We start from the raw sequence: 24,026 nt of genomic DNA, 5'->3' as shown, positions 1-24,026 counted from the left end.
GCACGTGTTAGAAGTAGTGAGTTTTTCTGAGTTCTCGGATCAGCCCCTTGAGGCTGATCACAACAACCTTGATCAGGCCGTAAACGCCCGCCGTGGGGGCCTGTTGCATGGCACCAAGGTTGCGACCACAAGCGGTTGGAAACTGATCGAACGCATCGCTGTAGGCGATTTGGTCCGAACGCTCGACAACGGATTTCGTGAAGTGCGTCGGGTTTCGACCTGTTGCGTCGTGATTCCCGCCGATGAGACCCGTGCCGAGTACATACCGATCTTTGTTCCCGCGCGTGCAGCCTATAACGGTCGGCCTGTCTGGTTGATGCCTGAACAGGGTATGGCCATTGATCTTGCCAAGCTTGATCCGGAGGCGGATGGCGTATCAGTTATTCCCGCACGACTGTTGAATGGCTCCTGCCGGATGTCGTCACAGGTGCCGGGGTCATCGTTTCAGGTGACCACGCTGTTCTTTGACACGGATGAGGTGATCTTTATCGAAGGCGGCTTACAGGCCTATTGCCCAGCAGGGCGTTTCGGGATGGGCGGGGCGCGAGAGCAAGCGCCCTATCAGGTCGCTGAAGATGCAGCGGCTGCGGCGCTGATCGCTTCGATCGCCGTCAGAGGAGACGTTTCGGTTCTGGCGAACCCGTTGGGTGCTTTGCCTGCGCCAATCCCGCAGGACCCGATTTTCCCGATCCGCCCGCCTGCAGGGCTGCGGCGCCCGGGGCGCCCGGGTAGACCGAATTCACCGGTTCTGTTCTTGCGGTCCGAATGGCGGATTTAGTCCAGCACTAAGACAGATACAGGCGCGGAATTCCGCGCCTGTGTCTTTATTGTTTAGGCTGCTTTTGCTTCGGGGTCGAAGCGGGCGTAGAAGGTCTGACCCTTTTCGGCCATTTCACGCAGCAAAGGCGGGCAGGCAAAGCGTTCGCCATAGGCCTCGGCCAGCTGATCGCAACGCTCGGCCGCGTAAGGCGTGCCGATGATGTCCAACCAGCTGAGCGGGCCGCCTGACCATGGCGCAAAGCCCCAGGCCAGAATGGCGCCAACATCGCCTTCGCGGATGTCTTCCAGAACGCCTTCTTCCAGCGCACGGACCGCTTCCAGAACTTGGGCGAACATCAGACGTTCCTGCACTTCGATCAGGTCAGGCTGATCTTCCGCATGCGGGTACTTCTCGGCCAGACCCTTCCAGTATTCGACGCGTTTGCCTTTTTCATCATAGTCGAAGAAACCAGCATTGGCCTTGCGTCCCAGACGACCCTCTTCCTCCATCCAGAAGATCAGATCGTCGCCTGGATTCTCCGGGTAGGCATTGCCCATCGCTGCCTTGGTGGCACGTGCAATCTTGGCCCCCAGATCAATCGAGGTCTCATCGTTCAGCTGGATTGGTCCGACAGGGAAGCCCAACTGACGTGCGGCATTGTCGATCAGAACGGGGCTGACGCCCTCGGTGATCATCCGCAGACCTTCGTTGATATAGGGAATGATGCAGCGGTTGGCATAGAAGAAGCGCGCATCGTTGACCACGATCGGCGTCTTTCGGATCTGGCGGACATAATCCAGCGCCTTGGCAACTGCGCGATCCCCGGTTTCCTTGCCCTTGATAATCTCGACCAGGAACATCTTCTCAACCGGTGAGAAGAAGTGGATGCCAATGAATTGCTCGGGCCGAACAGAGGCCTTCGCCAGATCGGTGATCGGTAGGGTCGAGGTGTTCGAGGCAAAGATGCAATCCTCGGGTATGATTGCCTCGACCTTCTTGGTCATCTCAGCCTTGACACCGGGGTCTTCGAACACGGCCTCGATGATCAGATCACAGCCTTTCAGGTGATCCAGATCAGGGGTCGCGGTGATCAGGCCCAGCATGGCTTCTTTCTTCTCCGCCGTGACCTTGCCGCGTTTGATACCCTTATCCAGATAGGTCTCGGTATAGGCTTTGCCTTTGTCCGCAGCCTCCTGATCGCGGTCGATCAGCACAACCTCCATCCCGGCCTGCGCCGACACTAGCGCGATCCCCGCACCCATCATGCCTGCACCCAGAACGCCGATTTTCTTGACGCGTTGATCTGGCACATCCTTTGGACGTACTGCACCTTTCTCCAGCGCTTCCTTGTTCAGGAACAGCGAGCGGATCATGGCGGAGGACGAGGGGTTCATCAGGACATTGGTGAACCAGCGCGCCTCGATCTTCAGGGCGGTGTCGAAGTCGACCAACGCACCTTCGTAGATCGAGCTTAGCAGCGCTTTGGCCGCCGGGAATGCGCCTTGGGTTTTACCGTGCACCATGGCGTTTGCGCCAACAAAGGTCATGAAGCCAGCCGGGTGATAGGGCGCGCCTCCAGGCATTTTGTAGCCCTTCGCGTCCCAAGGTTTCACCAGGTCGGCATCCTTGGCGTTCAGAACCCATTCTTTGGCTGCTGCGACCGGATCGTCCGATACGGCATCGACCAGCTGTGCACCTTTGGCTTTGGCCGGGTCCATCATCTTGCCTTCCAGCAGGACAGGGGCCGCCGCCATCGCACCAACCATACGGCTATAGCGCATGGTGCCGCCGCCGCCGGGGAAGATGCCCAGCAGAATCTCGGGTAGGCCGATCTTGGACTTGGGGTTGGTGGTCATGACGCGGTGGTGACAGGCCAGCGCGATCTCAGTCCCGATCCCGGCACAGGTGCCATTGATGGCACAAGCCACGGGCTTACCGCCTTTTTTGGTTTTGAAGTCCATGCCTGCCAGTTCCAGCTTGCGCAGGATGTGGTGGCCGCCCATGACGAAATCAAACAGGGCCTGTGCCGGTTCGTCCCCGGCTTCCTGACGGATGGTCGCCAGTGTGCTCAGGTCCATGCCACCGGCAAAGGATCCTTCCTTACCGCTGGTGATCACGATGCCTTTGACCTCGTCATCTTCCAGAGCCTGATCAACCAGAGCGCTGACCAGCTGGAACGCTTCACGCGTCATGACGTTCATGGATTTGCCCTGAGCGTCCCAGGTGATGAATGCGACGCCGTCTGCGTCTTTGGTCAGAGTGAAATCAGTCATTGTCATCTCCAATCTGGTCAGCCGTCAGCGGGCTGCCATCCTTGCGGGTAAAGCGAAAGCCGTCGGCATCAAACTTCACCATCATGTCTATGTCGCTGTAGTAGCCGGTCTCGGTCGGGGTCCGTGTGCCCACCACCAGAAAGGTCGCGGGCGCATCGGTTTTGTTCACAAGGTGATGGCCGTTGGCCTCACCTGCAGGCCAAGCGGCGCAGTCACCGGGCAGCATTTCATGCTCACCATCATCATCGATCAGCACGCATGCGCCGCTGAGCATGATGGCAAACTCGTCCTGCTCCATGTGGTAATGGCGCAGTGAAGACAGGCCCTGCGGCTCAAGCCGCACGATGTTGACGCCATATTGGGATAGCCCTCCGGCATCTCCGACAGGCTGGACAAAGCGTCCATCGCCTGCCTTTGCCAGCTTGCCGGGATAACCCGAACCACCCCGAAACGGGATTTGAGAAAGATCCAGCTTGGGCATCAGACCCGCTCGATAATGGTTGCCGCACCCATGCCGGACGCGATGCAGAGCGTGGCCAGACCGGTTTCTTTGTCCTGACGCTCCAGCTCGTCCAGCAGCGTGCCGATGATCATCGCGCCGGTTGCGCCCAGCGGGTGACCCATCGCGATCGAACCGCCATTGACGTTGACCAGCGCCGGATCGACGTCGAACGCTTGCTGAAAGCGTAGTACGACCGAGGCGAAGGCTTCGTTCACTTCGAACAGGTCCAGATCGCTGATCTTCATGCCGTTGTCGGCCAAGATCTTCTCGGTCACCGGAACCGGGCCGGTCAGCATGATGGTCGGGTCGGTGCCGATCTTGGCCGTCGCCTTGATGCGGGCGCGCGGTTTCAGGCCGTATTTCTCACCGAATTCCTTGTTGCCGATCAGAACAGCGGCCGAGCCGTCCACGATGCCCGAGCTGTTGCCCGCATGGTGGATGTGGTTGATCCGCTCCAGATGCGGGTATTTCAGCATCGCGACTTTGTCGAAGCCGGGCATCTGCTCGCCCATCATCTGGAAGGACGGGTTCAACGCGCCGAGGCTCTGCATGTCAGTGCCGGGGCGCATGTATTCGTCGCGGTCCAGAATGGTCAGGCCGTTCTGGTCCTTGATGGTGATCACCGATTTCTCGAACCGGTTGTCTTCCCAAGCCTCAGCCGCGCGTTTCTGAGACTCAACGGCCAGCGCATCGGCATCGTCGCGGCTGAACCCATACTCGGTCGCGATGATGTCGGCCGAGATGCCCTGTGGTACAAAATAAGTCTCCATCGCCAGCGTTGGGTCTACGGCAATCGCCGCACCGTCACTGCCCATGGCCACGCGGCCCATCATCTCAACACCACCTGCTATATAAGCGTCACCCGCGCCGCCTTTGACCTGGTTCGCGGCCAGGTTCACGGCTTCCATGCCCGAGGCACAGAACCGGTTGATCGCCAGACCGGGGATCGACTGGTCGAGGTCAGAAGCCAGAACCGCCGAGCGCGCGAGACAGCCGCCTTGCTCCATCACCTGGGTGACGTTGCCCCAGATCACATCCTCAACGGCGTGGCCTTCGAGGTTGTTGCGTTCCTTGATCGCGTTCAGGGTCAAGGCGGACAGGCGCACCGAGGTCACTTCGTGCAGGCTGCCATCCTTGCGACCCTTGCCGCGCGGTGTGCGCAGGGCGTCATAAATGTAAGCTTCGGTCATGGGTCTTCTCCTTAAGCTCGATCCGACGGGTTGCCGGGCATCAGGTCATAGGGGTGTTTCCAGCCGGGCTGCTCGGAAAGGCGAGTTAGCCAGGCGTCGATATTGGGCCAGTCGGCACGGTCAAGGCCGAATGGTTCGGGATAGTAAAGGTAGCCGCAGCAGCTGAGATCGGCGTTGGTCACGCCGTCCCCAACAATCCAGTCGCGGTCCTCAAGGTGAGCGTTCAGAACATCGTAGGCCGCTTTTAGACGACCTTGGTTGAAGGCAATCACATCGGCATTGCGGTGTTCTTCGGGGAGGAAATTGATCAGAAAACGGGTCACGCCCGCCATCGAACTGAGCTTGTGGTTGTCCCACAGCACCCAGCGCAGAATGTCGTAGTTTTCTTCCCGAGTCTTACCGCCGAACTTGCCGGATTTCTCGGTGACATAAGCCTGAATGGCACCAGACTGGGAGGTTTTGAAATCACCATCGATCAGGAAAGGCGCTTCGCCCATTACATTGACGTCCGAGCGGAACTCAGGGCTGCGAGTGACGCCTTTGAAGAAATCGACAAATACCGGCTCCCACTCAAGGCCAGACATTTCCAGCGCCAAAGCAGCTTTGTACGAATTGCCGCTTTCACCGAAGCAGTGCAGTTTTATGGTCATGCGAGCGCCCCTCCCAAGGCATGTTGCACGTTATTCTGATCCGTTCCCCGAGCAATCCGACGGAGCTCGGGATCATCAGGTCCTCGGGTCAGAGCCCAGGGACCAGATTGAGATCAGAAGTTCACCGCGTCCAGTGCCATTACAGTGTCGGCACCGGTCTGGATGCGAGCCAGATGCATGGCGGTCGCGGGCAGGCGGCGGGCCATGTAGAAACGGCCGGTGTTGATCTTGGTCTCGTAGAACTCTTTGTCCGAGGCCCCACCGTCCAGCGCATCTTGAGCAGCTTTCGCCATCTGTGCCCACATTAGGCCCAGGCAAACATGACCGAACATGTGCATGAAGTCATAAGACCCGGACAGCGCGTTGTTCGGATTTTTCATGCCCTCCTGCATGAAGTACATGCCAGCGGCCTGCAGATCTTTGGATGCAGTTTTCAGTGGTTCAATGAAGGCTTTGTCATAAGCTTCGTTCTGGCCCGCGTTTTCCTTGCAGAAGGATTTGACCATATCGAAGAACGCCATGACGTGCTTGCCGCCATCCTGCGCCAGCTTACGGCCCACAAGATCCAGCGCCTGAACGCCGTTTGCGCCTTCGTAGATCATCGCGATACGGGCATCGCGGGTGTATTGCGACATGCCCCATTCTTCGATGTAACCGTGGCCGCCGTAAACCTGCTGCGCCTGCACGGTCATGTCGTAACCTTCATCCGTCAAGAAGCCCTTGATGACCGGGGTCAGCAACGAGATCAAACCGTCCGCGTCCTTGTCACCCGAACGGTGCGCCTTGTCGATCATGGTCGCGCCCCACAAGATGAACGCGCGGGCACCCTCGGTGAAACTTTTCTGATCCATCAAGTTGCGGCGGATGTCGGGGTGAACTATCAGCGGATCGGCGGGGCCGTCCGGGTTCTTCACTCCGGTTACGTCGCGGCCTTGCAGACGATCCTTAGCGTATTCCACAGCGTTCTGATACGCGGCCTCGGCCTGCGACAGGCCCTGCATGCCCACACCTAGACGCGCTTCGTTCATCATGGTGAACATGGCGCGCATGCCTTTGTGCTCTTCGCCGAGCAGCCAGCCGGTGGCCTCGTCATAGTTCATGACGCAGGTTGAGTTGCCGTGGATGCCCATCTTCTCTTCGATCTTGCCGACCGAAACGCCGTTACGCTCACCCGGGGTGCCATCTTCGTTCACGATGAACTTGGGCACGATGAACAGCGATACGCCCTTGATCCCCTCGGGGCCACCGGGGATTTTGGCCAAGACCAGATGGATGACGTTATCGGCCATGTCGTGATCGCCAGCCGAGATAAAGATCTTCTGGCCGGAAATCTTGTAGCTGCCGTCGCCCTGCGGTTCCGCCTTGGTGCGCATCAGGCCCAGATCGGTGCCGCAATGCGGTTCGGTCAGGTTCATGGTGCCGGTCCATTCGCAGCTAACCATGTTGGGCAGATAGGTGTTTTTCTGCTCTTCCGACCCATGGGCCAAAATAGCCGAGGCCGCGCCATGGGTCAGGCCCTGATACATCACGAATGCCTGGTTTGCGCCCGAAAACATCTCACCTACTGCGGTGCCGATGACATAAGGCATGTTCTGGCCGCCATACTCTTCCGGCATGTCGAGGCCAGTCCAGCCACCTTCCTTCACCTGCTCGAAGGCGTCTTTGAACCCGGTGGGCGTATACACAATCCCGTTTTCCAACCGGCATCCTTCGGTGTCACCCACCACGTTCAACGGATGCAGAACATTAGTGGCGACCTTGCCGGCTTCTTCCAGAACGGCGCCGGTAAATTCAGCTTCTAATTCGTCGTAGCCGGGGATATCCGACTGCGAGACTTTCAGAACGTCGTGCAGGATGAACTGCGTGTCTTTGGTTGGCGCGTTGTAAACGGGCATGTGAAGCTCCCTTAATTCAGATGTCCGGGTGATGGGCGGTCGATGTTATTCGGCCGCCTTCTTGTCTTGTTTCATTGAAGAGATGACTTTCTCTCCCCAACGCAATTGTTCCTTCAGATCGTCAATCGCCTGCGTCAGCTCTTCGCGGCGTGATTCCATGTCGGCCAGACGTTCACACGCAATCTCGTAGGTGCGCGACATCTGGGTCAGCTGTTGATCACCCACATGGTACAAATCCAGAAGTTGCCGAATTTCTTCCAGGCTAAAGCCGAACCGCTTCCCACGCAGGATCAGTTTCAGCCGCGCGCGGTCGCGTTTGGTGAACAAGCGTTTCTGACCCTCGCGGATCGGGAACAGCAGTTCTTTGGCTTCGTAGAACCGCAAAGTACGCGGTGTGACATCATAGGTCCCGCACATCTCGCGGATGGTCATAAGATCTTCGGTCATTCGTCATACTCTCGTCACTGGTGTCATGAGACACGAGTTGCGTAGTCGTCGTCTGCTTTACAACATGAGAATGACGTTTACGTAATCCCGACGCTGCGTCACTTCAAAGTTGACGTAACATCCAAACACGTAAAGGCGCTGGATCGCAATTTTATTTCCGTTACGTCAGGCTGGAATCGGATCAATCGGGCTGAAAAAACCGAATGTGATCCTGACATGCGAACCACGTCTTGAGGCGCACCAGATCGATTCAAGGGTGGCGAAAATCAGGAAATGGAATTCGCAGTTTGATCGCGCAACTGCTTAAGCGCATCCATCGCTTCGTCCAGTTGTTTGCGTTGTTGACGCAGCTCATCCATCTGTCGGTCGGCCATTTCAACAAAGGCCGCCATCTGTGCCTGATTGCCCTGATCTTCATAGATCAGCAGCCACTGGCGAATTTCTTCCAGAGGGAAACCAAACTTGCGACCGCGCATGATCAGCGTCATCCGGGCGCATTCGCGAGGGCCGTAAAACCGGGACCGCCCTTCGCGGTCTGGCTGCAACAGCTCGATATACTCGTAGTAGCGCAGGGTGCGCGGTGTCACGTCGAATTCCGCGCACATCTCTTTGAATGACAAACGGTTGTCGGACATTCCTGGTCTCCTCAACGGCAACCTACGTCCTTGCCACGTCAAGCGCAACAGGTGGGCTTGCCCTTTGCAATTTCTACGGATCATAAAGGGGCGTCACGATAGGAAGTTAGCAAATGGTCGACAAGACAGTCCTAGCCCGCCAATTTATCGAAGCGATCCCCCATGCGCGGGCCATCGGTTTGGAGCTAACCCAGATTGGCGCGGGTGAGGCCGAAATCACCATGCCTTACAATACAGACCTGATTGGCGATCCCAGAACAGGAGTGATTCACGGGGGGGCAATTTCGACCATTTTGGATACTTGTTGCGGTGCCGCGGTCATGAGCCATCCGTCCTCGCCCGGTGGGACAGCAACGATCAACCTGAGGATCGACTACATGCGCGCAGCGTCTCCGGGCCAGACGATCACCGCGCGGGCCAGCTGCTATCACATCACTCGCAATGTGGCGTTTGTGCGTGCAACGGCCATGGATGATGATCACGACCGACCTGTAGCAACCGCTTCGGGCTCGTTCACGGTGGAGGGTAAGTGACATGGCCAGAACCCGCCCTGAACCCATGCAGGTGGTCAAACAACGCCGGGATGGCGCCTTGCGCGCTTTGATCGACGGCGTGCCTTACATCCGCTTCTTGAACATAAGTTTTGATCGCAGGGGCGATGAGCTGACCGGCGTCCTGAACTTCGATGAGAAACTGATTGGAAACCCGTTCCTTCCCGCTATTCACGGTGGTGTAACGGCCGCGTTTTTGGAGGTCACAGCCGTGATCACGCTGAGTTGGGAGCACATGTTTTCCGAGATCGAAAGCGGTGAAATCGATGCTGAGGCCATCGTGACCGACAAAAACATCCGCTTTCCGAAGACCATCGACTTTACGGTCGACTATCTGCGGTCAGGCCTGCCACGGGATGCTTATGCGCGCGCCTTCGTCAATCGGGCCGGTCGACGCTATGCCTCGGTCCGGGTCGAGGCCTGGCAAGACAACCATGCCAAACTGTTTGCGCAAGCGACCGGGCATTTCTTGATGCCGCAGCCGGCTCGGGATAAGGGCTGATCATGACAGATGCCTCGGCGCCCATAACGCATGGGCGGGTGCTGAAAATCGCCATTCCCATTGTGCTGTCCAACGCAACCGTGCCCATTCTGGGTGCGGTAGATACCGGCGTGGTGGGGCAGATGGGGGCTGCGGCCCCGATCGGAGCCGTCGGTATCGGAGCGGTGATCCTGTCTGCAATTTACTGGATTTTCGGGTTCCTGCGGATGGGCACCACCGGCCTCGCCGCACAGGCGCGCGGGGCAGGGGACACCAATGAGATGCGCGCGCTGCTGATCCGCGGGCTGATGCTGGGCGGGGCTGCGGGGCTTGTTTTCATAGTGGCGCAGGTCGCCATTTTCAGCGGTGCGTTCCTGCTGTCACCAGCCAGTCCTGAGGTCGAAACCCTTGCCCGCACCTATCTTGAGATCCGAATCTGGGGCGCTCCCGCGACGATAGCTCTTTATGCAGTCACAGGCTGGCTGATCGCGGTTGAGCGTACGCGGGGCGTTTTCATTCTGCAAATCTGGATGAACGGCCTCAATATCGTTTTGGACCTGTGGTTCGTTCTGGGGCTGGGCTGGGGTGTCGAAGGTGTGGCGATTGCCACTCTGATCGCGGAATGGACCGGGTTGGCGCTGGGCCTGTGGCTGTGCCGTGATGGATTTCGAGACCGTATCTGGCGGGATTGGCCCCGCATTTTTGACGCTGTGCGATTGCGCCGAATGCTGCAGGTGAACAGTGATATCATGATCCGATCCATCCTGTTGACCGGGTCTTTTACCACCTTTCTGTTTGTTGGCTCGGATTTGGGGGATGTTAATCTGGCGGCCAATCAAGTTCTTTTGCAATTTCTGGAGATCACCGCCTTTGCATTGGACGGCTTTGCCTTTTCGGCCGAGGCGCTGGTCGGCAGTGCTGTGGGCGCGCGGGATCGGTATCAGGTGCGGCGCGCCTCGGTCATGGCATCGCAATGGGGCGTTGGGGGCGCTGTTCTGCTGGGTGCGGTATTCTTTCTGGCTGGCCCTGCCCTGATCGACCTGATGTCCACATCGCCCGAGGTGCGCCAAGCCGGACGCGAGTTCCTGTTCTGGGCTGCCCTTGCCCCGGTGATCGGTGTCGCCAGCTGGATGTTCGATGGCATCTATATTGGTGCGACCTGGACACGGGCGATGCGTAACGCGATGCTGCAATCTGTGGCAATCTATGTTGTCGCCCTGTTCATTCTGGTTCCTGCGTTTGGCAATCATGGGCTTTGGGCCGCGTTGATGGTGTTGAACCTAGCACGCGGCGTGACCATGGGCTTGCGCTACCCCCGGCTTGAAGCGCAGGTGGTTTAAAGCAGATGCAGCAGGTTCTCGGGCGGACGACCAAGTGCGGCTGTGCTTTCGCCAATAGCCAGCGGGCGTTCGATCAAGATCGGATGATCTGCCATGGCCTGAATCAATTCCGCGTCTGGCGCGTCTTTTGACAGGCCTAGTTCCTTGAACAGTTTCTCACCGGTTCGCATCATCTGAATGGCGGGTACGCCCAGCAATGCCTGCGCCTTGAGCAGCGTGTCTACCGAGGGTGCATCCTCCAGGTATTTCCGAACCTGAACCTCTGCGCCGTGCTCTTCTAACAAGGCCAGACCCATGCGGGATTTCGAACAGCGCGGGTTGTGCCAATACTCAATCACAACCAATCCCCTCGTTTGCTGCCCACAGCTTGCGCCACGGTGTCAAACCCATCTTGGGCCAATAAAGTATCCAGACCCTGTGCGATCTCGGCGGCCAGAGACAGACCACCATAGACCATGGCTGTGTAAAACTGCACTGCGGATGCCCCGGCGCAAATCTTGGCATAAGCCTGTTCCGCCGTGCTGATCCCTCCGACGCCAATCAGGGGCATCTTTCCACCGGTTAGCTGGCTAAGCCGCGCTAGAACGCGTGTTGATTTCTCGAACAACGGCGCGCCTGACAGGCCGCCTTGTTCAGACTTATGCGCGCTACGCAACCCTTCGCGGGACAGCGTTGTATTGGTGGCGATAACAGCATCCACACCCGTCTCGACGGCGACGTCTGCGATGTCTTGCAATTCGGCTTCGGTCAGATCCGGTGCGATCTTCAGGAAGATAGGCAGTGGGCGGCGCAGAGCGTTGCGTGTTTCGATCACGCCGCCCAGCAACGCGCCAAGGGCGGCTTTTCCCTGAAGGTCCCGCAGCTTTTCGGTGTTGGGGGAGGATACATTTACGGTGGCAAAATCCAGATGCGCGGCACAATGGTCCAGCACTTTGGCAAAGTCACCGGGCCGGTCGTCGCTGTCTTTGTTTGCCCCCAGATTCAGGCCAATCACCGCATCCGCGGGCCGGGCGGCGAGCCGCTGGGCCATAACCTCCATGCCCTCGTTGTTGAACCCAAAGCGATTGATGGCGGCACTATCTTCGGTTAGCCGAAACAGGCGCGGCCTGGGGTTCCCCGGTTGCGGGCGTGGGGTCACAGCGCCCACCTCGATAAATCCAAACCCGGCGCGAGACAGCGGGGTCAGGACCTCTCCGTTCTTGTCAAACCCAGCGGCTAGACCAACCGGGTTGGGCAGGCGCAAGCCAGCGATTTCTGTCGCCAGCCGAGCAGACGTCACCGGCCCCGGCATGGGGGCCAGCCCGGCCCTTAGCGCTTTGATCGACAGGCTATGCGCCGTTTCGGGATCAAATCGATGCAGCGCGGCAAGGCCCAGTTTTTCGGCTAGTTTCATCCGAACGCTGCCCCACCTTTGGCCGCGCCGCATCGGATCAGGCGCGAGGTTTCAACGGCGGCCTGGCGATGCACCACGGCCATTTGATAGATCGGGTCGCTCACCATTTCCAGAAACGCGTGAGCCGAGGGGTAGCGGGCGATGAACACTTCATCCCATGCCTCGTCCTGCGGTCCGATCAAGGTGGTGTGAAACGACCCACGCCACAGGATTGACGCACCCAGTCTGGCTATAATCGGCGCCGTCTCAGCCCCATAGTTGCGATAAGCTTGCGCCCCGGTCAGCCCGCCAGCGGCGAGTTCATGATCCGCTGGGTAAGCAGCCGTGGGGCGAAACTTGACAAGGTTCAACATCTCAATCGGCTCATTCCGATCCAGCGATTTGAAAGCGTCGAACTGTTCGCGTTGGGGGTCGATGTAGGCGGTCATGCCATTTCCTCGGGGAATAGATGGGTTTGGCCATCAAAGGGCAGGGGCCGCGACCAGAGCACATCACTCATCCTGATCTGACGGTAGAGGTGCGGAAACAGCGCCCCACCACGCGAGACCTCCCACTTTAGGTCATCCCCCATAGCATTCCCGTCGCACGCCAGCAGGGTCAGCCCATCGACAGCGGTAAAATGCTTGGCAGCTGTTTCCGAAGCCTGCTCTGCCGTTGAGAAATGCACAAACCCATCCGCCACATCGATCGGCGCGCCGTCCGAGGCGCCCTCGGCCTGCAATAGAGCCCATTCATCGGCCCGAAATATTTTGTAAATCAGCATGCCTCGGGTGATGCCCCGCACGGAACGGGGAATCAAGTCAGATTTGCCCCTTTGACTCTTCGTCGCCATCAGCGCACGATCTGGTCAAACAACGATAGGGAGTATTCGTATGTTGACCCGTTTCATGGCCTCTGTTGCCGTACTGGGGCTGACCGCTGGGATTGCGGCTGCCGACTATAAACTGACGATTCTACACACAAACGATATCCACAGCCGTATTGAGTCGATCAACAAATACGATTCGACCTGTGATGCGGAAGGTGAAGCCGAAGGAAAGTGTTTTGGCGGTGTTGCACGACTGAAGACCATTCTGGATGCGAAGCGTGCGGAAATGGCGGATGAGAACGTTTTGGTTCTTGACGCAGGTGATCCGTTTCAGGGCTCATTGTTCTACACCACTTACAAAGGCGCGGCAGAGGCCGAGTTCATGGAGGCCATCGGTTATGACGTGATGGCCGTTGGCAATCACGAGTTTGACGACGGTCCCGAAGGCCTCGCTGCGTTCATTGATGCAGTCAGCTTCCCTGTGATTTCGGGTAACCTGGATCTGTCGACATCGGCTGAACTCAAGGACAAGGTGGAAAACCATGTGGTTCTTGAGGTTGGCGGCCAGAAGATCGGTATCATTTCTGCGCTGGCAACCGACACGGTCGACACCTCGAGCCCCGGTAAGGATGTGTTGTTTCAGGATGAGATCGAAAGTCTGAAGGCCGACGTTGCGGCGCTGCAGGATGAGGGTGTCAACATCATCATCGCGCTGAACCACGTGGGTCTGGCCAAAGACCTAGAGATTGCCGCTCAAGTGCCGGGTCTGGATTTGGTGGTTGGTGGTCACTCGCACACGCTGCTATCGAACACCAACGAAGATGCGGCTGGCCCGTACCCGATGATGGTGGGCGATGTCCCGGTCGTGCAAGCCTATGCCTATTCGAAATATCTGGGTGAGGTCACCCTGACTTTTGACGATGACGGTAACCTGATCTCGGCAGAAGGTGAGCCGATCCTGCTGGATGCGTCAGTAACGCCGGATGCAGACATTGCTGCGCGCGTCGCTGAAATGGGTGCCCCGATCGAAGAGATGAAGCAACGCGTGGTCGCTGAAACCGGCGCAGCCGTTGAAGGTTCGCGCGATATCTGCCGCGTACAGGAATGTGAGATGGGCAATCTGGTTGCCGACGCTATGCTGGCTCGTGTTGCCGATCAGGGTGCTCAGATCGCAATCGCAAACTCGGGCGGTCTGCGCGCTTCGATTGACGAAGGTGAGGTCACCATGGGTGAGGTGCTGACTGTTCTGCCGTTCCAGAACACCCTTTCGACCTTTGAAATCAGTGGCCAGGGCGTCATTGATGCGTTGGAAAACGGCGTCAGCCAGGTGGAAGAAGTCAAAGGCCGCTTCCCTCAGGTTGCCGGGCTGAGTTTCACCTGGGATCCGTCGGTCGCCCCGAACGAAGGACGCATCACCGAAGTGATGGTGGCAGAGGGTGACGGGTTCGTGCCCATCGACCCGGCAGCGACCTATCTTGTCGTGACCAACAACTACGTGCGCAACGGCGGTGACGGGTACAAGATGTTCGAAGGTGATGACAAGAACGCCTATGATTTCGGCCCCGATCTGGCGGATGTAACCGCCGAATACCTGGCCGAAAATGCACCCTACCAACCGTATGTAGACGGGCGTATCAAGCAGAAGTAACGCTCTGCGAAAGATTGAAAAGCCGCATCATAGTGATGCGGCTTTTTTGTTTCTATCCAAGCTTGCCAGGTGTCGTTGGGTATCGTTACGGCAAATGTTTTGACAGGCTTTCCATCCAAAGCTTGGGCAAGTAAACCGCTGGGATGGTATTGAACTACTCAGACTTACCGCAGCTATATGCCCATGGTTTCGACACCGTGATCGATGTCCGCAGCCAGGCTGAGTTTGCAGAGGATCATCTGCCCAATGCGATCAACCTGCCGGTTCTGGACAATGAAGAACGCGCTCGGGTCGGAACGATCTACAAACAACAAAGCCCGTTTCTGGCCCGCAAACTTGGGGCGGCTTTGGTGTTCCGAAATGCAGCCGATCATATCGAACACCGCCTCAGCCATCATGAGGGCAACTGGCGGCCGCTGGTCTATTGCTGGCGCGGGGGGCAGCGGTCGGGCTCGTTTGCGTGGACATTGCAACAGATTGGCTGGCGGGCCGAGGTCATAGAGGGCGGGTATCGAACCTATCGGCGTTTGGTGAACGCCTATTTATATGAGCAACCATTGCCCTTTCGACTGATCGCGCTGGATGGCTATACTGGTACGGCCAAAACCGAGTTGCTGCACCATTTGCAGCGGCGTGGCGTACAGGTGGTCGATCTGGAGCGATTGGCCAATCACCGGGGTTCTCTATTGGGTGAGATGCCTGGGGGACAGCCTAGCCAGAAAGCGTTCGAGTCGACGCTTTCAGCTGCTTTCTGCGCGTTTGATCCGGCACGCCCGGTTGTGGTTGAGGCGGAATCCTCGAAGATCGGTGAGCGGATACTGCCACCCAGCCTGTGGACGGCGATGTGTGCGGCTCCGCGCATTCAGATCTTTGCTCCGGTCGCGGCAAGGGCGGCGTATTTGATGCAGGCTTATGATGATATCCTGTCCGATGGCGCGCGTTTGCGCGATCGCTTGTCCCCGTTGCGGGTTCACCGCGGGCATGAGGTCGTGGATGCGTGGCTGGCATTGATCGATGCGGGCAACAAGCGCGCGTTGACCCGAGCGTTGATCGAACAGCATTATGATCCGGCCTATGCCAAGTCGCGCCGCGCTAACCCAATAGACCCTGTTGCGCGGGTCGAGGTACAAAAGCTGGACGGCAGCGGCCTGCGTCAGGCGGCAGCAGAGATAGAAACCGCGCTGGATCAGCTTTGAAGGTGCAGCCCGGGCGTGTCGGTCAGGCGACCGATCTTGACCGCCGGATAGCCTGACTGCTGCAGCGCGTCTAACACTGCGTCTGCGTCGTCGGCAGCAACCGCAGCCAATAATCCGCCTGCAGTTTGAGGATCAAACAGCAGGGCCGCTTTGCCATCCGAGGGAAGCTTGGGTGCGATGGATCTGTTGTCAGGAAACAGTGTGGAGTGAACGCCGAAATTGCTTAATTCAAGGGCTCCAGGCATAACCGGAACCGCGTCCAAATCCAAAATGGCGCCACAGTTTGAGGCGTCGCATATGCCTTGCAAATGCCCGGCTAGCCCGAACCCTGTGACATCCGTCATCGCCCGTGCGCGTGACAATATCTTAGCCGCCTGACCTTGTGGCTGGGTCATCAGCTTGTAAGCCTCAGCGACATCCGCTCCATTTGCCTGTCCTGCCATTTCTGCCGCCATCAGAACTCCGCTGCCGATAGGCTTGGTCAGGATCAACACATCACCGGGCCGCCCCCCAGCCAATGTGATCGGCGGTTCAGGGCACAAACCGGTGATGGTGAAGCCCAGGGTCATTTCATCACCCATCGAGCTATGTCCGCCCACGATCTCTGCTCCGGCGTCCTGCATGATCGCATTGCCTGTGGTCATGATCTCGGACAGGGTCCGTTCCTGCAACATGGCGGACATGCGCGGCAAGATGATGGTCGCGGTCGCGGCTTGGGGTTGGGCCCCCATGGCCCAGATATCTCCAAGCGCATGTACAGCGGTGATGCGCGTCATCAGCACGGGATCAGAGGTCAGGCTGCGCAGATGATCTGTGGTCATGACCTGTTGCGCCTTGCCAGTTGTCAGCAGGGCGGCATCGTCACCGGGTAGGGCGGTCACATCCGGTCGGACGGGTTTGGGTAAAGCATGCAAAGCGCGTTGCAAGGCGTCCCGGCCGACCTTGGCGCCACAGCCGCCGCACATGGGTTTTTCGCCTAATGCCTCGGATATTCCCGCCGCATGATCGCGCGGCAGGGCCGGAGTTTGCATCGTGGGAAGGTCGCGGAACTTATTCATAAATGTCTGGTCGATGTGGTTTTTCCACCGCCACATCAATGCACCGCTGAACGAAGTGCCCAGCCGTTCCCCCAGCGCGGATTTTCCGCCCAGCGAGATCAGTTTCAAGTAATCTTTCTGCGGCACATAGCGCTTCACTTTCCCGGCCCCCAGCGCTGCCCTCAGGTTGTTGAATAGAACCGGGGCTTCACGCACCGCGTAAACGCCCGCCTTGGGGCGCGGGTTTTCCGTCAGATGGGCACAGTCTCCGGCGGCAAAAACAGCCGGATCGCTGGATTGAAGATGGGCATTCACCCGGATGAACCCGTCCTGCAAATCTAGCCCGGTGCGGGTGATCCAGTCATAGGGGCGGGCCCCTGCGGCGCCGGTGACAAAATCAGCCTCGATCTGGCGGCCATCCTGCAACGTTACATGATCCGCAGTGATTTCCTTGATCGCGATCTGTTCGAGTACCTCGACACCAAGATCATCCATCGCCTTGCGGATCGTAGCGGCGGCTTTAGGTCCGATCGCAGACAGGGCCATCGCATTGTCGATCAGCGTAACCCGTGCCGAACGTTGCCGGGCTTTCAACGCGTGGGCCATTGCCATGGCCAGTTCAACCCCCGCGACGCCACCACCGATCACAGCCACTGCCGCGGGGCCGGACTTGCCCAGATACGCGTCCCATCGGCTGGCGAAAGGACCAAGGGGTTTGGCGGGTACGGCGTGTTCGGCAAAGCCGGGTATGCCGGGCATATCCGACGTGATCCCGACATTGACTGAGGCGACATCGAACGCAACCGGCAACCGACCGGGCATATGGATCAGTCGCTGATCGGTGTCGATTGCGTCGACCGAACCCAGAACAATCCGCGCATCCGCAAAACGCGCCAGTTTCACCAGATCAATGTCCAGTTCAGACCGCTCGTAATGCCCGGCAACATAGCCCGGTAGCATTCCGGAATAGGGCGCGGTCGGGCCGGGGTTGATCACCGTCACGCGCGCACCGGGCAGTGGGTTCATCCCCCATTTGCGCAGCAGCAGCGCATGCGTGTGCCCACCGCCAATGAGAACCAGATCGCGGGTCAGGGGCAGCGGAGGATTTTGCATAAGGCTCAGTTCGTGCTGTGGTCCGGGACGTCTTCGACCTGCTCGACCGCGTGGGTGGCCCAAAGCTCGTCCTCGCCCGCATCCGGCAGATCGCTCGGCTTTTCATGGCGGTGAACATGCCATTTTGCAATGAACAGGGCCGTGATCGGGGCCGTGAGGAACAAAAACAACGTGATTAACAGCTCGTGCAGCGACAGCTTGCCTTCCAGCAGAACCGAATGGCAGATCGACGCCAGCAGCACGCCGCCCACCCCCAAGGTTGTTGCCTTAGTGGGCGCATGCAGGCGTGACATAGGATCTTTCAGCTTGATCATGCCAAACGAGCCGACAAAGCCAAAGATGCCCGATACGATCAAAAACACAGTGATCAGCAGTTCGAAGAAAAATGTCATCCCGCCCTCACTCGATAATATTGCCGCGCAGCATGAAGCGCGCGTAGGCCACGGTTGAGACAAAGCCCAACATGGCGATGATCATGGCGGCCTCGAAGAAAATCTCGGTTCCCTGATCAAGCCCGTAAAGGATCATCAGAGCGATGGTGTTGATGACCATCGTGTCCAGTGCCAGAACACGTGTGCCGACCCCGTCTGCGGTGATGATCCGCCACAGGCACATCAGGATTGCCGCTCCGAAACAGGTGAAGGCGAAGTAGATGGCGTATTCGATCATTCGAAAATCTCCTTCAGGCGGCGTTCATAGCGCTGTTTGATCTGGTCTCGGACCGCTTCGGGGTCGGGGGCGTCTAGACAGTGGACCAGCAAGTTGTGACCTTGTGCCGACAGATCGCAACTGACCGTACCGGGGGTCATGGTGATGGTGCCCGCCAGCACTGTGATCGCTTCGGGTGTTCGCAGTTCCAGCGGAATGCAGACCCAATTGGGTTGGCGATCTGCATCGCGTTTGAACAGGATGATCCGGGCGACGGTGATATTGGCCATCACGATGTCCCACAGAACGATCAGCAGATACTCCACGATCATCGGCCAATTGCGCAGTTTCGGCTGATCCGGCCAATAGGGCTGTGTGATAAAGGGGATGATGATCCCCAGGATAAGACCGAAAACCAGCGAGTTCAAAGACCCGTTATTGGCCAGCAGGACCCACACAACTGTCAGCAAAAAGGTCAGATGCGGGTGCGGGAATACGCGGCGCAGCAGCTTGATCATTCTTCCCCTCCCAACACGGCCGAGATGTAGTGCTCGGGCGTAAACAACTGTTCAGCGGTTTGGCTTGTGTAGTCCAGTGCCGGTCCGGCAAAGATGGTCAGCAGGATCAGCCCGGCAACCAATCCAAAGACCGACGTAAAGGCCAGACCCGGTTGCGGTTCGGGTGCGGGCAGGGGTATGGCCTCCTCATCCGCAGTGTCCTCGGAGCCGATATGCTCGGCATCGTGGCTTTTCCAGAAGATCAAAGACCCGGCTCGCGCCAGTCCGACAATTGTCACGAACGACCCGATCAGAACAACCGCCCATACCGAGCTGGAACCCGGCGCATCGCGCGCGGCATCCAGAACCAGCAGCTTGCCGATAAAACCCGAGAGGGGCGGCATACCAGCCATGGCGATGGCCCCCACGAAAAACAGCCCCGAGATCAGCCCGGTCTGCGCCATGGGTGTCATTGGGGTGATGGCCCCGCCACGCCGTTCCATGATCAGATCGGCGATCAGGAACATGAGTGCCGTCGCCAGTGTCGAATGGAACACATAATACAGCGCGGCTGCGCTGGCTTGTGGCGTAAACAGTGAGATTGCAATCAACAGCGTCCCCATCGAAGCGATCGCGCAGAACGCAACCATCCGCGCAATGTGTTGCGAGCCCAGAATACCAATGGCTCCGACTGCAAGGGTGACCAGAGCCGCCGGTTGCAACCAGTCGCCCGCCAGACCTTGGGTCGCTTCGACCTCGGGTCCAAAGGCGAGTGTGTACATCCGAATGATCGAATAGGCGCCAACCTTGGTCATGATCGCAAACAGTGCGGCCACAGGCAGTGGCGCATTGGCATAGCTGGCAGGCAGCCAGAAATGTAGTGGCAGAACGGCGGCCTTGATACAGAAGACCAGCAGCAGCAGCACCGCGCCCACCCGCAACAGGGCGGTATCTTCAGCTGGCATCTCAGCCACACGAAGGGCGATGTCGGCCATGTTCAGTGTGCCTGTCACACCGTAAAGCGTGCCCAAGGCAAACAAGAACAGGGTCGAGCCCAAAAGGTTATAGGCGACATACTGCACGCCCGCTTTCAGGCGAACAGAGCCGCCCCCGTGCGTCATCAGACCGTAGGAGGCGATCAGAAGAACTTCGAAGAACACAAACAGGTTAAAGGCGTCACCGGTCAGGAAGGCCCCGCACACGCCCATAAGCTGGAAATGGAATAGCGCGTGGAAGTGTTTCCCTCGATCATCCCAGCCCGAGGCGATAGCATAGAGCACAATGGGCAGAGCCAGCAATGCGGTCAATAGCACCATCATGGCCGATAGCCTGTCCAACACCATGACAATGCCAAAAGGGGCCGGCCAATCGCCCAGCTCATAGACCTGAATATCCCCGCCCGACGCCTGCGCGGTGATGGTCAGTGCGATGCCTAGCAAGGCGACAACACCTGCGACCGAGAAAATACGCTGCAGGTCCAGATGATATCGCAGGACCATGATGATGAACGGAGCCAGGATCGCGGGAAGGACGATCGGCGCAACGATCCAGTGGTTCATGCGTCTTCTCCCGGCGCGTCCACGCTGTCCTGCGGGCTCATATCGATATGGTCATCCTTCGAGGACAGATAGGCCGAAAGCGCGATCATTACGATCACTGCCGTCATCCCGAATGAAATCACGATGGCCGTCAGTACCAGCGCTTGTGGCAGTGGATCGGTATAGGGGACTTCCTCGTATTTGTTCAGAACAGCAGGCGCGTTGAGGGCCAGCCGCCCAGTGGCAAACAGGAATACGTTCACCGCATAGGTGATCAGCGACAGGCCAAGAATGACCGGAAATGTCCGGCGACGCAGGATCAGGAAGATCCCGGCGGCGGTCAGAATGCCTACGGCAGAGGCAACCAGCGCTTCCATCAGGCCTGCTCCTTCTCTTCGTCTTGTTCTGGAGGATCATCCCGCAGCGGGTTGATGTCCATCGGGAATTCCTGCGCCATGCCCGGCCGCCATGCAAAACGCGACAGGCTATCGAGCGCAAGCATCACGGCGCCAAGAACCGCCAGGAACACGCCCGTGTCAAACAACATGGCAGTGGCCCATTCGAACTCTTCCAGTGGCGGCCAGTTGATGTATCCGAAATCGCTGGTCAGGAAGGGGCGTTCGTTGAACCATGCCCCTAGACCAGTGGCCGCAGCGATCAGTACACCCCAACCGATGGTGCCGTGATAATAGAACCTTTGTCGTTCGATGGCCCATGTGTAGCCGCTGGCCATGTATTGCATGAGGAACGCAATCGCGACGATCAGGCCGGCGATGAAACCACCCCCAGGCTGGTTGTGGCCGCGGAAGAAAATGTAGGCGCCCACCATCAACGCAATCGGCATCATCACGCGTGTTGCAACCACCATCATCAGCGGATGCGAGTCCCCGGATTGTGGCCAATGCGGTTTGCGGTTTAGCAGGTAACCGCGCACATTTGTCCCCAGAACGGCCTCGGTCAGGGCAAAGATGATCAACGCAGCGATGCCCAGCACGATGATCTCACCAAAGGTATCAAAGCCCCGGAAGTCGACCAGAATGACGTTCACCACATTGGTGCCACCGCCGCCTTTGTACGAGTTCGCCAGATGGAAGTCCGAGATCGTCGGGAAGGCAAAGTCGCGCAGCATGATTGCGTAGATGAGGGCTCCACTCCCGATACCAGCGACTACGGAAATTGCCGCGTCGCGCCAACGCCGCGCCGCACTGCTGTCCCACGGTGTTTCGGTGGGCAAAAAGTTCAGTGACAACAGCAGCAGGATCATCGTTACCACTTCGACCGAGATCTGGGTCAGCGCCAGGTCCGGTGCCGACAGATAGTTGAAGGCAACCGAAACGATCAGTCCAACAACGCCGATCAGCACCAGCGAGAGCAGACGGTTGCGGTGGAACCACATGATCCCCAGCGTCGCGCCGACCAGGCAAATCCAGCCGATGATCGGGATGAATTGCGCAGGCAGCGGTATGCGGGTCTCAACACCAATCGTGCCGGTCGTGTAGGCGTAGTAGCCCAGCCCAACCGTGAAAGCGACAAAGATGATGGCATAGCGGCTGAGCACACCGTTATGCAGCTCATCCGTGACCCAGCGACTTAGCTGTGTGAAGCGATTGATCAGCGCCTCGAAGATCACCTTGGCCTCGGGGCGGGGCAGGGTGTTCCAGAACCGTTCGCAGTGTTTATGCAGCCCCAGTAGGAACAGGCCCCCTAGCGTGGCAACGACGGACATGAACAGGGCAGGTGTGAACCCATGCCAGAGCTTGAGTGAGTAATAGGGCAGTTTCTCGCCACCGATAACTGCGCTTGAAACTACGGCCACCAAGGGACCGACTATAGCTGCTGAGTTCAGTCCGATCAGGATCACCAGAACCACAAGGAAAGCTGGCGCAACCCACAATCCGATCGGCGGGTCGTGCGGGTGGGCAGGGTAATCATTGCGCTCAGGCCCAAGAAACACGTGACCGACAAATCGGAAGGAATAGGCCGCCGAAAACAGCGCTGCCACCAGGGCCAGACCCGGCACCAGGTAATGCAGGTGCAGCCATGTGGTGTGCACGGTTTCTTCCAACATCATCTCTTTCGATAGGAAGCCGTTCAGCGGTGGCAGACCGGCCATCGAAAGCGCTGCAATGGTGGCGATTGTAAAGGTGACTGGCATGAGGTGGCGCAGCCCGCCCAGCCGTTTGATATCACGCGTACCGGTCTCGTGATCGACGATCCCGGCGGTCATGAACAGGGCTGCTTTGAAGGTCGCGTGGTTGATGATGTGGAAGACGGCCGCGACTGCTGCGAACTTGGTGCCAAACCCCAACAGCATGGTGATCAGCCCCAGATGTGAGACTGTCGAAAACGCAAGCAGAGCCTTCAGATCATCCTTGAACAACGCTATCACTGCACCCAGCAGCATGGTCACCAGACCTGTCGTCCCCACGATATAGAACCATGCATCGGTGCCTGACAGAACCGGCCACATCCGGGCCATAAGAAACAGACCTGCCTTAACCATCGTGGCCGAGTGCAGGTAGGCCGAGACTGGCGTCGGGGCGGCCATTGCGTGCGGCAGCCAGAAATGGAACGGGAACTGCGCCGATTTAGTGAAGCAACCCAGCAGGATCAGGATCAGGGCGGGCAGATAGTAGGGTGAGGCCTGTATCAGCTCTTTGTTCTGCAGAATGACGCTTAGGTCATAGGACCCCACGATATTGCCCAGGATCAGCATGCCGGCGATCATCGCCAGCCCGCCGCCGCCCGTGACCGCCAGTGCCATCCGCGCGCCCTGTCGACCTTCAGGCAGGTGTTTCCAATACCCGATCAGCAGGAAAGAGCTGAGCGAGGTAAGCTCCCAAAAAATCAGCAAAAGCAGGATATTATCGGACAGAACAATCCCGACCATCGCACCCTGAAACAGCAAAAGATAGGTGTAGAATTGCCCCATTGGATCCTCGCGCGACAGGTAGAAGCGCGCGTAAAGGATGATCAGCAGGCCAATACCCAAAATCAGCAGGGCAAACAGAAAGCCCAGCCCATCCAGCATGAAATTCGCGTTCAGGCCCAGACCCGGGATCCAGTCGAACCGCGCCGTCACGACCTCGCCACGCATCACGGCCGGGATGTGGATCAGCAATCCCATTAGGGCAAGAAACGTGGTCAACCCAGCGGCAGATGCGGCTGCGTTTCGTCCTGCCCGGATCAAAAGGGCTGGAAAAACAGCTCCGAGAAAGGGAAGGGCCGCGATAAGGAATAGGGACAAGTGCGATACTCCGGTGTGGGCGGTCGATATGACTGAATTTGTAAGGATAATTTATTGGCTGCAGAGAAATTGCAAGGTTTCGACAAGGACTAAAGGGCGTATTTCGGGCGGAACCCTACTGCGTGATAATGACGCGAACTTGATCGCAGTGGCCATTCTTGACCAAAGCGTCTTTGT

The 24,026-nt window shown here is 58.3% G+C and carries 24 protein-coding genes; 6 read left to right on the top strand and 18 right to left on the bottom strand.

Features of this window, described 5'->3' with window-relative positions; translation table 11 throughout:
* Positions 1–4 precede the first annotated feature (4 nt).
* Complete coding sequence (locus ACR0EL_RS06700; RefSeq protein WP_480498983.1) at positions 5–778, top strand: Hint domain-containing protein; 774 nt, start codon at positions 5–7, stop codon at positions 776–778.
* A gap of 53 nt (positions 779–831) precedes the next feature.
* On the opposite strand, the gene ACR0EL_RS06695 is transcribed toward ACR0EL_RS06700, so the two are convergent.
* The 7 genes from ACR0EL_RS06695 to ACR0EL_RS06665 all read right to left on the bottom strand — a co-directional run bounded on the left by ACR0EL_RS06695 (position 832) and on the right by ACR0EL_RS06665 (position 8,352).
* A complete protein-coding gene (locus tag ACR0EL_RS06695; RefSeq protein WP_480498982.1) occupies positions 832–3,033 on the bottom strand; it encodes a 3-hydroxyacyl-CoA dehydrogenase NAD-binding domain-containing protein in 2,202 nt (733 codons plus the stop codon).
* Positions 3,026–3,514, bottom strand: a complete 489-nt coding sequence (locus ACR0EL_RS06690; RefSeq protein ID WP_480498981.1) for a cupin domain-containing protein — start codon at positions 3,512–3,514, stop codon at positions 3,026–3,028. Before ACR0EL_RS06690 ends, ACR0EL_RS06695 begins: the two co-directional genes overlap by 8 nt.
* On the bottom strand, positions 3,514–4,725 hold the full coding sequence (locus ACR0EL_RS06685; RefSeq protein ID WP_480498980.1) for an acetyl-CoA C-acetyltransferase: 1,212 nt from the start codon (positions 4,723–4,725) through the stop codon (positions 3,514–3,516). The genes ACR0EL_RS06690 and ACR0EL_RS06685 overlap by 1 nt, the downstream gene beginning before the upstream one ends.
* Before the next feature lie 11 nt (positions 4,726–4,736).
* Positions 4,737–5,375: a glutathione S-transferase family protein gene (locus ACR0EL_RS06680; protein WP_480498979.1), complete on the bottom strand. Its 639-nt coding sequence runs from the start codon at positions 5,373–5,375 to the stop codon at positions 4,737–4,739.
* A gap of 113 nt (positions 5,376–5,488) precedes the next feature.
* Positions 5,489–7,270, bottom strand: coding sequence for an acyl-CoA dehydrogenase C-terminal domain-containing protein (locus tag ACR0EL_RS06675; RefSeq protein ID WP_480498978.1), 1,782 nt, complete (start codon positions 7,268–7,270; stop codon positions 5,489–5,491).
* 45 nt (positions 7,271–7,315) lie between these two features.
* Positions 7,316–7,717 (bottom strand): MerR family transcriptional regulator, encoded by a 402-nt coding sequence (locus tag ACR0EL_RS06670; protein WP_170532003.1) that lies wholly within the window; start codon positions 7,715–7,717, stop codon positions 7,316–7,318.
* Positions 7,718–7,983: 266 nt separating this feature from the next.
* On the bottom strand, positions 7,984–8,352 hold the full coding sequence (locus tag ACR0EL_RS06665; RefSeq protein ID WP_170532005.1) for a MerR family transcriptional regulator: 369 nt from the start codon (positions 8,350–8,352) through the stop codon (positions 7,984–7,986).
* A 113-nt stretch (positions 8,353–8,465) separates the two neighbouring features.
* Here ACR0EL_RS06665 and ACR0EL_RS06660 point away from each other — a divergent pair, with 113 nt between their 5' ends.
* From ACR0EL_RS06660 to ACR0EL_RS06650, 3 genes are read left to right on the top strand one after another with little or no spacing between them, the layout of a single operon-like run.
* Entirely contained in the window at positions 8,466–8,885 is a 420-nt protein-coding gene (locus ACR0EL_RS06660) for a PaaI family thioesterase (protein WP_480498977.1), read from the top strand.
* A gap of 1 nt (position 8,886) precedes the next feature.
* The gene (locus ACR0EL_RS06655; RefSeq protein ID WP_480498976.1) at positions 8,887–9,405 is read left to right on the top strand and encodes a PaaI family thioesterase; all 519 of its coding nucleotides are present in this window, start codon (positions 8,887–8,889) and stop codon (positions 9,403–9,405) included.
* A gap of 2 nt (positions 9,406–9,407) precedes the next feature.
* On the top strand, positions 9,408–10,724 hold the full coding sequence (locus ACR0EL_RS06650; RefSeq protein WP_480498975.1) for an MATE family efflux transporter: 1,317 nt from the start codon (positions 9,408–9,410) through the stop codon (positions 10,722–10,724).
* Here the strand turns inward: ACR0EL_RS06650 and arsC are convergent.
* From arsC to ACR0EL_RS06630, 4 genes are read right to left on the bottom strand one after another with little or no spacing between them, the layout of a single operon-like run.
* On the bottom strand, positions 10,721–11,062 hold the full coding sequence (gene arsC / locus ACR0EL_RS06645) for an arsenate reductase (glutaredoxin) (RefSeq protein ID WP_480498974.1): 342 nt from the start codon (positions 11,060–11,062) through the stop codon (positions 10,721–10,723). The genes ACR0EL_RS06650 and arsC overlap by 4 nt on opposite strands.
* Entirely contained in the window at positions 11,059–12,117 is a 1,059-nt protein-coding gene (locus ACR0EL_RS06640) for a quinone-dependent dihydroorotate dehydrogenase (protein ID WP_480498973.1), read from the bottom strand. The genes arsC and ACR0EL_RS06640 overlap by 4 nt, the downstream gene beginning before the upstream one ends.
* On the bottom strand, positions 12,114–12,545 hold the full coding sequence (locus ACR0EL_RS06635; RefSeq protein WP_480498972.1) for a DUF1330 domain-containing protein: 432 nt from the start codon (positions 12,543–12,545) through the stop codon (positions 12,114–12,116). The genes ACR0EL_RS06640 and ACR0EL_RS06635 overlap by 4 nt, the downstream gene beginning before the upstream one ends.
* The gene (locus ACR0EL_RS06630; protein ID WP_480498971.1) at positions 12,542–12,880 is read right to left on the bottom strand and encodes a DUF952 domain-containing protein; all 339 of its coding nucleotides are present in this window, start codon (positions 12,878–12,880) and stop codon (positions 12,542–12,544) included. The genes ACR0EL_RS06635 and ACR0EL_RS06630 overlap by 4 nt, the downstream gene beginning before the upstream one ends.
* A 109-nt stretch (positions 12,881–12,989) precedes the next feature.
* Here ACR0EL_RS06630 and ACR0EL_RS06625 point away from each other — a divergent pair, with 109 nt between their 5' ends.
* Together ACR0EL_RS06625 and mnmH are read left to right on the top strand one after the other, a co-directional pair.
* Positions 12,990–14,573: a bifunctional metallophosphatase/5'-nucleotidase gene (locus ACR0EL_RS06625; protein WP_480498970.1), complete on the top strand. Its 1,584-nt coding sequence runs from the start codon at positions 12,990–12,992 to the stop codon at positions 14,571–14,573.
* A gap of 143 nt (positions 14,574–14,716) precedes the next feature.
* Entirely contained in the window at positions 14,717–15,769 is a 1,053-nt protein-coding gene (gene mnmH / locus ACR0EL_RS06620) for a tRNA 2-selenouridine(34) synthase MnmH (RefSeq protein WP_480498969.1), read from the top strand.
* Here the strand turns inward: mnmH and selD are convergent.
* The 7 genes from selD to ACR0EL_RS06585 are packed head-to-tail and all read right to left on the bottom strand — an operon-like array spanning position 15,760 to position 23,849.
* Entirely contained in the window at positions 15,760–17,919 is a 2,160-nt protein-coding gene (gene selD / locus ACR0EL_RS06615) for a selenide, water dikinase SelD (protein WP_480498968.1), read from the bottom strand. The genes mnmH and selD overlap by 10 nt on opposite strands.
* Positions 17,920–17,924: 5 nt before the next feature.
* The gene (locus ACR0EL_RS06610; protein ID WP_480498967.1) at positions 17,925–18,311 is read right to left on the bottom strand and encodes a Na+/H+ antiporter subunit G; all 387 of its coding nucleotides are present in this window, start codon (positions 18,309–18,311) and stop codon (positions 17,925–17,927) included.
* A gap of 7 nt (positions 18,312–18,318) precedes the next feature.
* Positions 18,319–18,588: a K+/H+ antiporter subunit F gene (locus tag ACR0EL_RS06605; protein ID WP_170532030.1), complete on the bottom strand. Its 270-nt coding sequence runs from the start codon at positions 18,586–18,588 to the stop codon at positions 18,319–18,321.
* The gene (locus ACR0EL_RS06600) at positions 18,585–19,082 is read right to left on the bottom strand and encodes a Na+/H+ antiporter subunit E (protein WP_170533068.1); all 498 of its coding nucleotides are present in this window, start codon (positions 19,080–19,082) and stop codon (positions 18,585–18,587) included. Before ACR0EL_RS06600 ends, ACR0EL_RS06605 begins: the two co-directional genes overlap by 4 nt.
* The gene (locus ACR0EL_RS06595; protein WP_480498966.1) at positions 19,082–20,623 is read right to left on the bottom strand and encodes a monovalent cation/H+ antiporter subunit D; all 1,542 of its coding nucleotides are present in this window, start codon (positions 20,621–20,623) and stop codon (positions 19,082–19,084) included. The genes ACR0EL_RS06600 and ACR0EL_RS06595 overlap by 1 nt, the downstream gene beginning before the upstream one ends.
* Positions 20,620–20,979, bottom strand: a complete 360-nt coding sequence (locus ACR0EL_RS06590) for a Na+/H+ antiporter subunit C (RefSeq protein WP_170532034.1) — start codon at positions 20,977–20,979, stop codon at positions 20,620–20,622. The genes ACR0EL_RS06595 and ACR0EL_RS06590 overlap by 4 nt, the downstream gene beginning before the upstream one ends.
* Positions 20,979–23,849: a monovalent cation/H+ antiporter subunit A gene (locus ACR0EL_RS06585; protein ID WP_480498965.1), complete on the bottom strand. Its 2,871-nt coding sequence runs from the start codon at positions 23,847–23,849 to the stop codon at positions 20,979–20,981. The genes ACR0EL_RS06590 and ACR0EL_RS06585 overlap by 1 nt, the downstream gene beginning before the upstream one ends.
* Positions 23,850–24,026: the final 177 nt, after the last annotated feature.

This window comes from Ruegeria sp. AH12 (assembly GCF_056541465.1).
This window is presented reverse-complemented; position numbering and strand designations above follow the sequence as displayed.

What these genes read in the sequence shown, in the direction of transcription:
- ACR0EL_RS06655 (WP_480498976.1), top strand. Translation starts at nt 8,887, where the DNA reads ATGGCCAGAACCCGCCCTGAACCCATGCAGGTGGTCAAACAACGCCGG.
- ACR0EL_RS06635 (WP_480498972.1), bottom strand. Translation starts at nt 12,545, where the DNA reads ATGACCGCCTACATCGACCCCCAACGCGAACAGTTCGACGCTTTCAAA.
- ACR0EL_RS06595 (WP_480498966.1), bottom strand. Translation starts at nt 20,623, where the DNA reads ATGAACCACTGGATCGTTGCGCCGATCGTCCTTCCCGCGATCCTGGCT.
- ACR0EL_RS06605 (WP_170532030.1), bottom strand. Translation starts at nt 18,588, where the DNA reads ATGATCGAATACGCCATCTACTTCGCCTTCACCTGTTTCGGAGCGGCA.
- selD (WP_480498968.1), bottom strand. Translation starts at nt 17,919, where the DNA reads ATGCAAAATCCTCCGCTGCCCCTGACCCGCGATCTGGTTCTCATTGGC.
- ACR0EL_RS06670 (WP_170532003.1), bottom strand. Translation starts at nt 7,717, where the DNA reads ATGACCGAAGATCTTATGACCATCCGCGAGATGTGCGGGACCTATGAT.
- mnmH (WP_480498969.1), top strand. Translation starts at nt 14,717, where the DNA reads ATGGTATTGAACTACTCAGACTTACCGCAGCTATATGCCCATGGTTTC.
- ACR0EL_RS06660 (WP_480498977.1), top strand. Translation starts at nt 8,466, where the DNA reads ATGGTCGACAAGACAGTCCTAGCCCGCCAATTTATCGAAGCGATCCCC.
- ACR0EL_RS06590 (WP_170532034.1), bottom strand. Translation starts at nt 20,979, where the DNA reads ATGGAAGCGCTGGTTGCCTCTGCCGTAGGCATTCTGACCGCCGCCGGG.
- ACR0EL_RS06695 (WP_480498982.1), bottom strand. Translation starts at nt 3,033, where the DNA reads ATGACTGATTTCACTCTGACCAAAGACGCAGACGGCGTCGCATTCATC.
- ACR0EL_RS06610 (WP_480498967.1), bottom strand. Translation starts at nt 18,311, where the DNA reads ATGACATTTTTCTTCGAACTGCTGATCACTGTGTTTTTGATCGTATCG.
- ACR0EL_RS06675 (WP_480498978.1), bottom strand. Translation starts at nt 7,270, where the DNA reads ATGCCCGTTTACAACGCGCCAACCAAAGACACGCAGTTCATCCTGCAC.
- ACR0EL_RS06680 (WP_480498979.1), bottom strand. Translation starts at nt 5,375, where the DNA reads ATGACCATAAAACTGCACTGCTTCGGTGAAAGCGGCAATTCGTACAAA.
- ACR0EL_RS06650 (WP_480498975.1), top strand. Translation starts at nt 9,408, where the DNA reads ATGACAGATGCCTCGGCGCCCATAACGCATGGGCGGGTGCTGAAAATC.
- ACR0EL_RS06685 (WP_480498980.1), bottom strand. Translation starts at nt 4,725, where the DNA reads ATGACCGAAGCTTACATTTATGACGCCCTGCGCACACCGCGCGGCAAG.
- ACR0EL_RS06630 (WP_480498971.1), bottom strand. Translation starts at nt 12,880, where the DNA reads ATGCTGATTTACAAAATATTTCGGGCCGATGAATGGGCTCTATTGCAG.
- ACR0EL_RS06640 (WP_480498973.1), bottom strand. Translation starts at nt 12,117, where the DNA reads ATGAAACTAGCCGAAAAACTGGGCCTTGCCGCGCTGCATCGATTTGAT.
- ACR0EL_RS06690 (WP_480498981.1), bottom strand. Translation starts at nt 3,514, where the DNA reads ATGCCCAAGCTGGATCTTTCTCAAATCCCGTTTCGGGGTGGTTCGGGT.
- ACR0EL_RS06665 (WP_170532005.1), bottom strand. Translation starts at nt 8,352, where the DNA reads ATGTCCGACAACCGTTTGTCATTCAAAGAGATGTGCGCGGAATTCGAC.
- ACR0EL_RS06625 (WP_480498970.1), top strand. Translation starts at nt 12,990, where the DNA reads ATGTTGACCCGTTTCATGGCCTCTGTTGCCGTACTGGGGCTGACCGCT.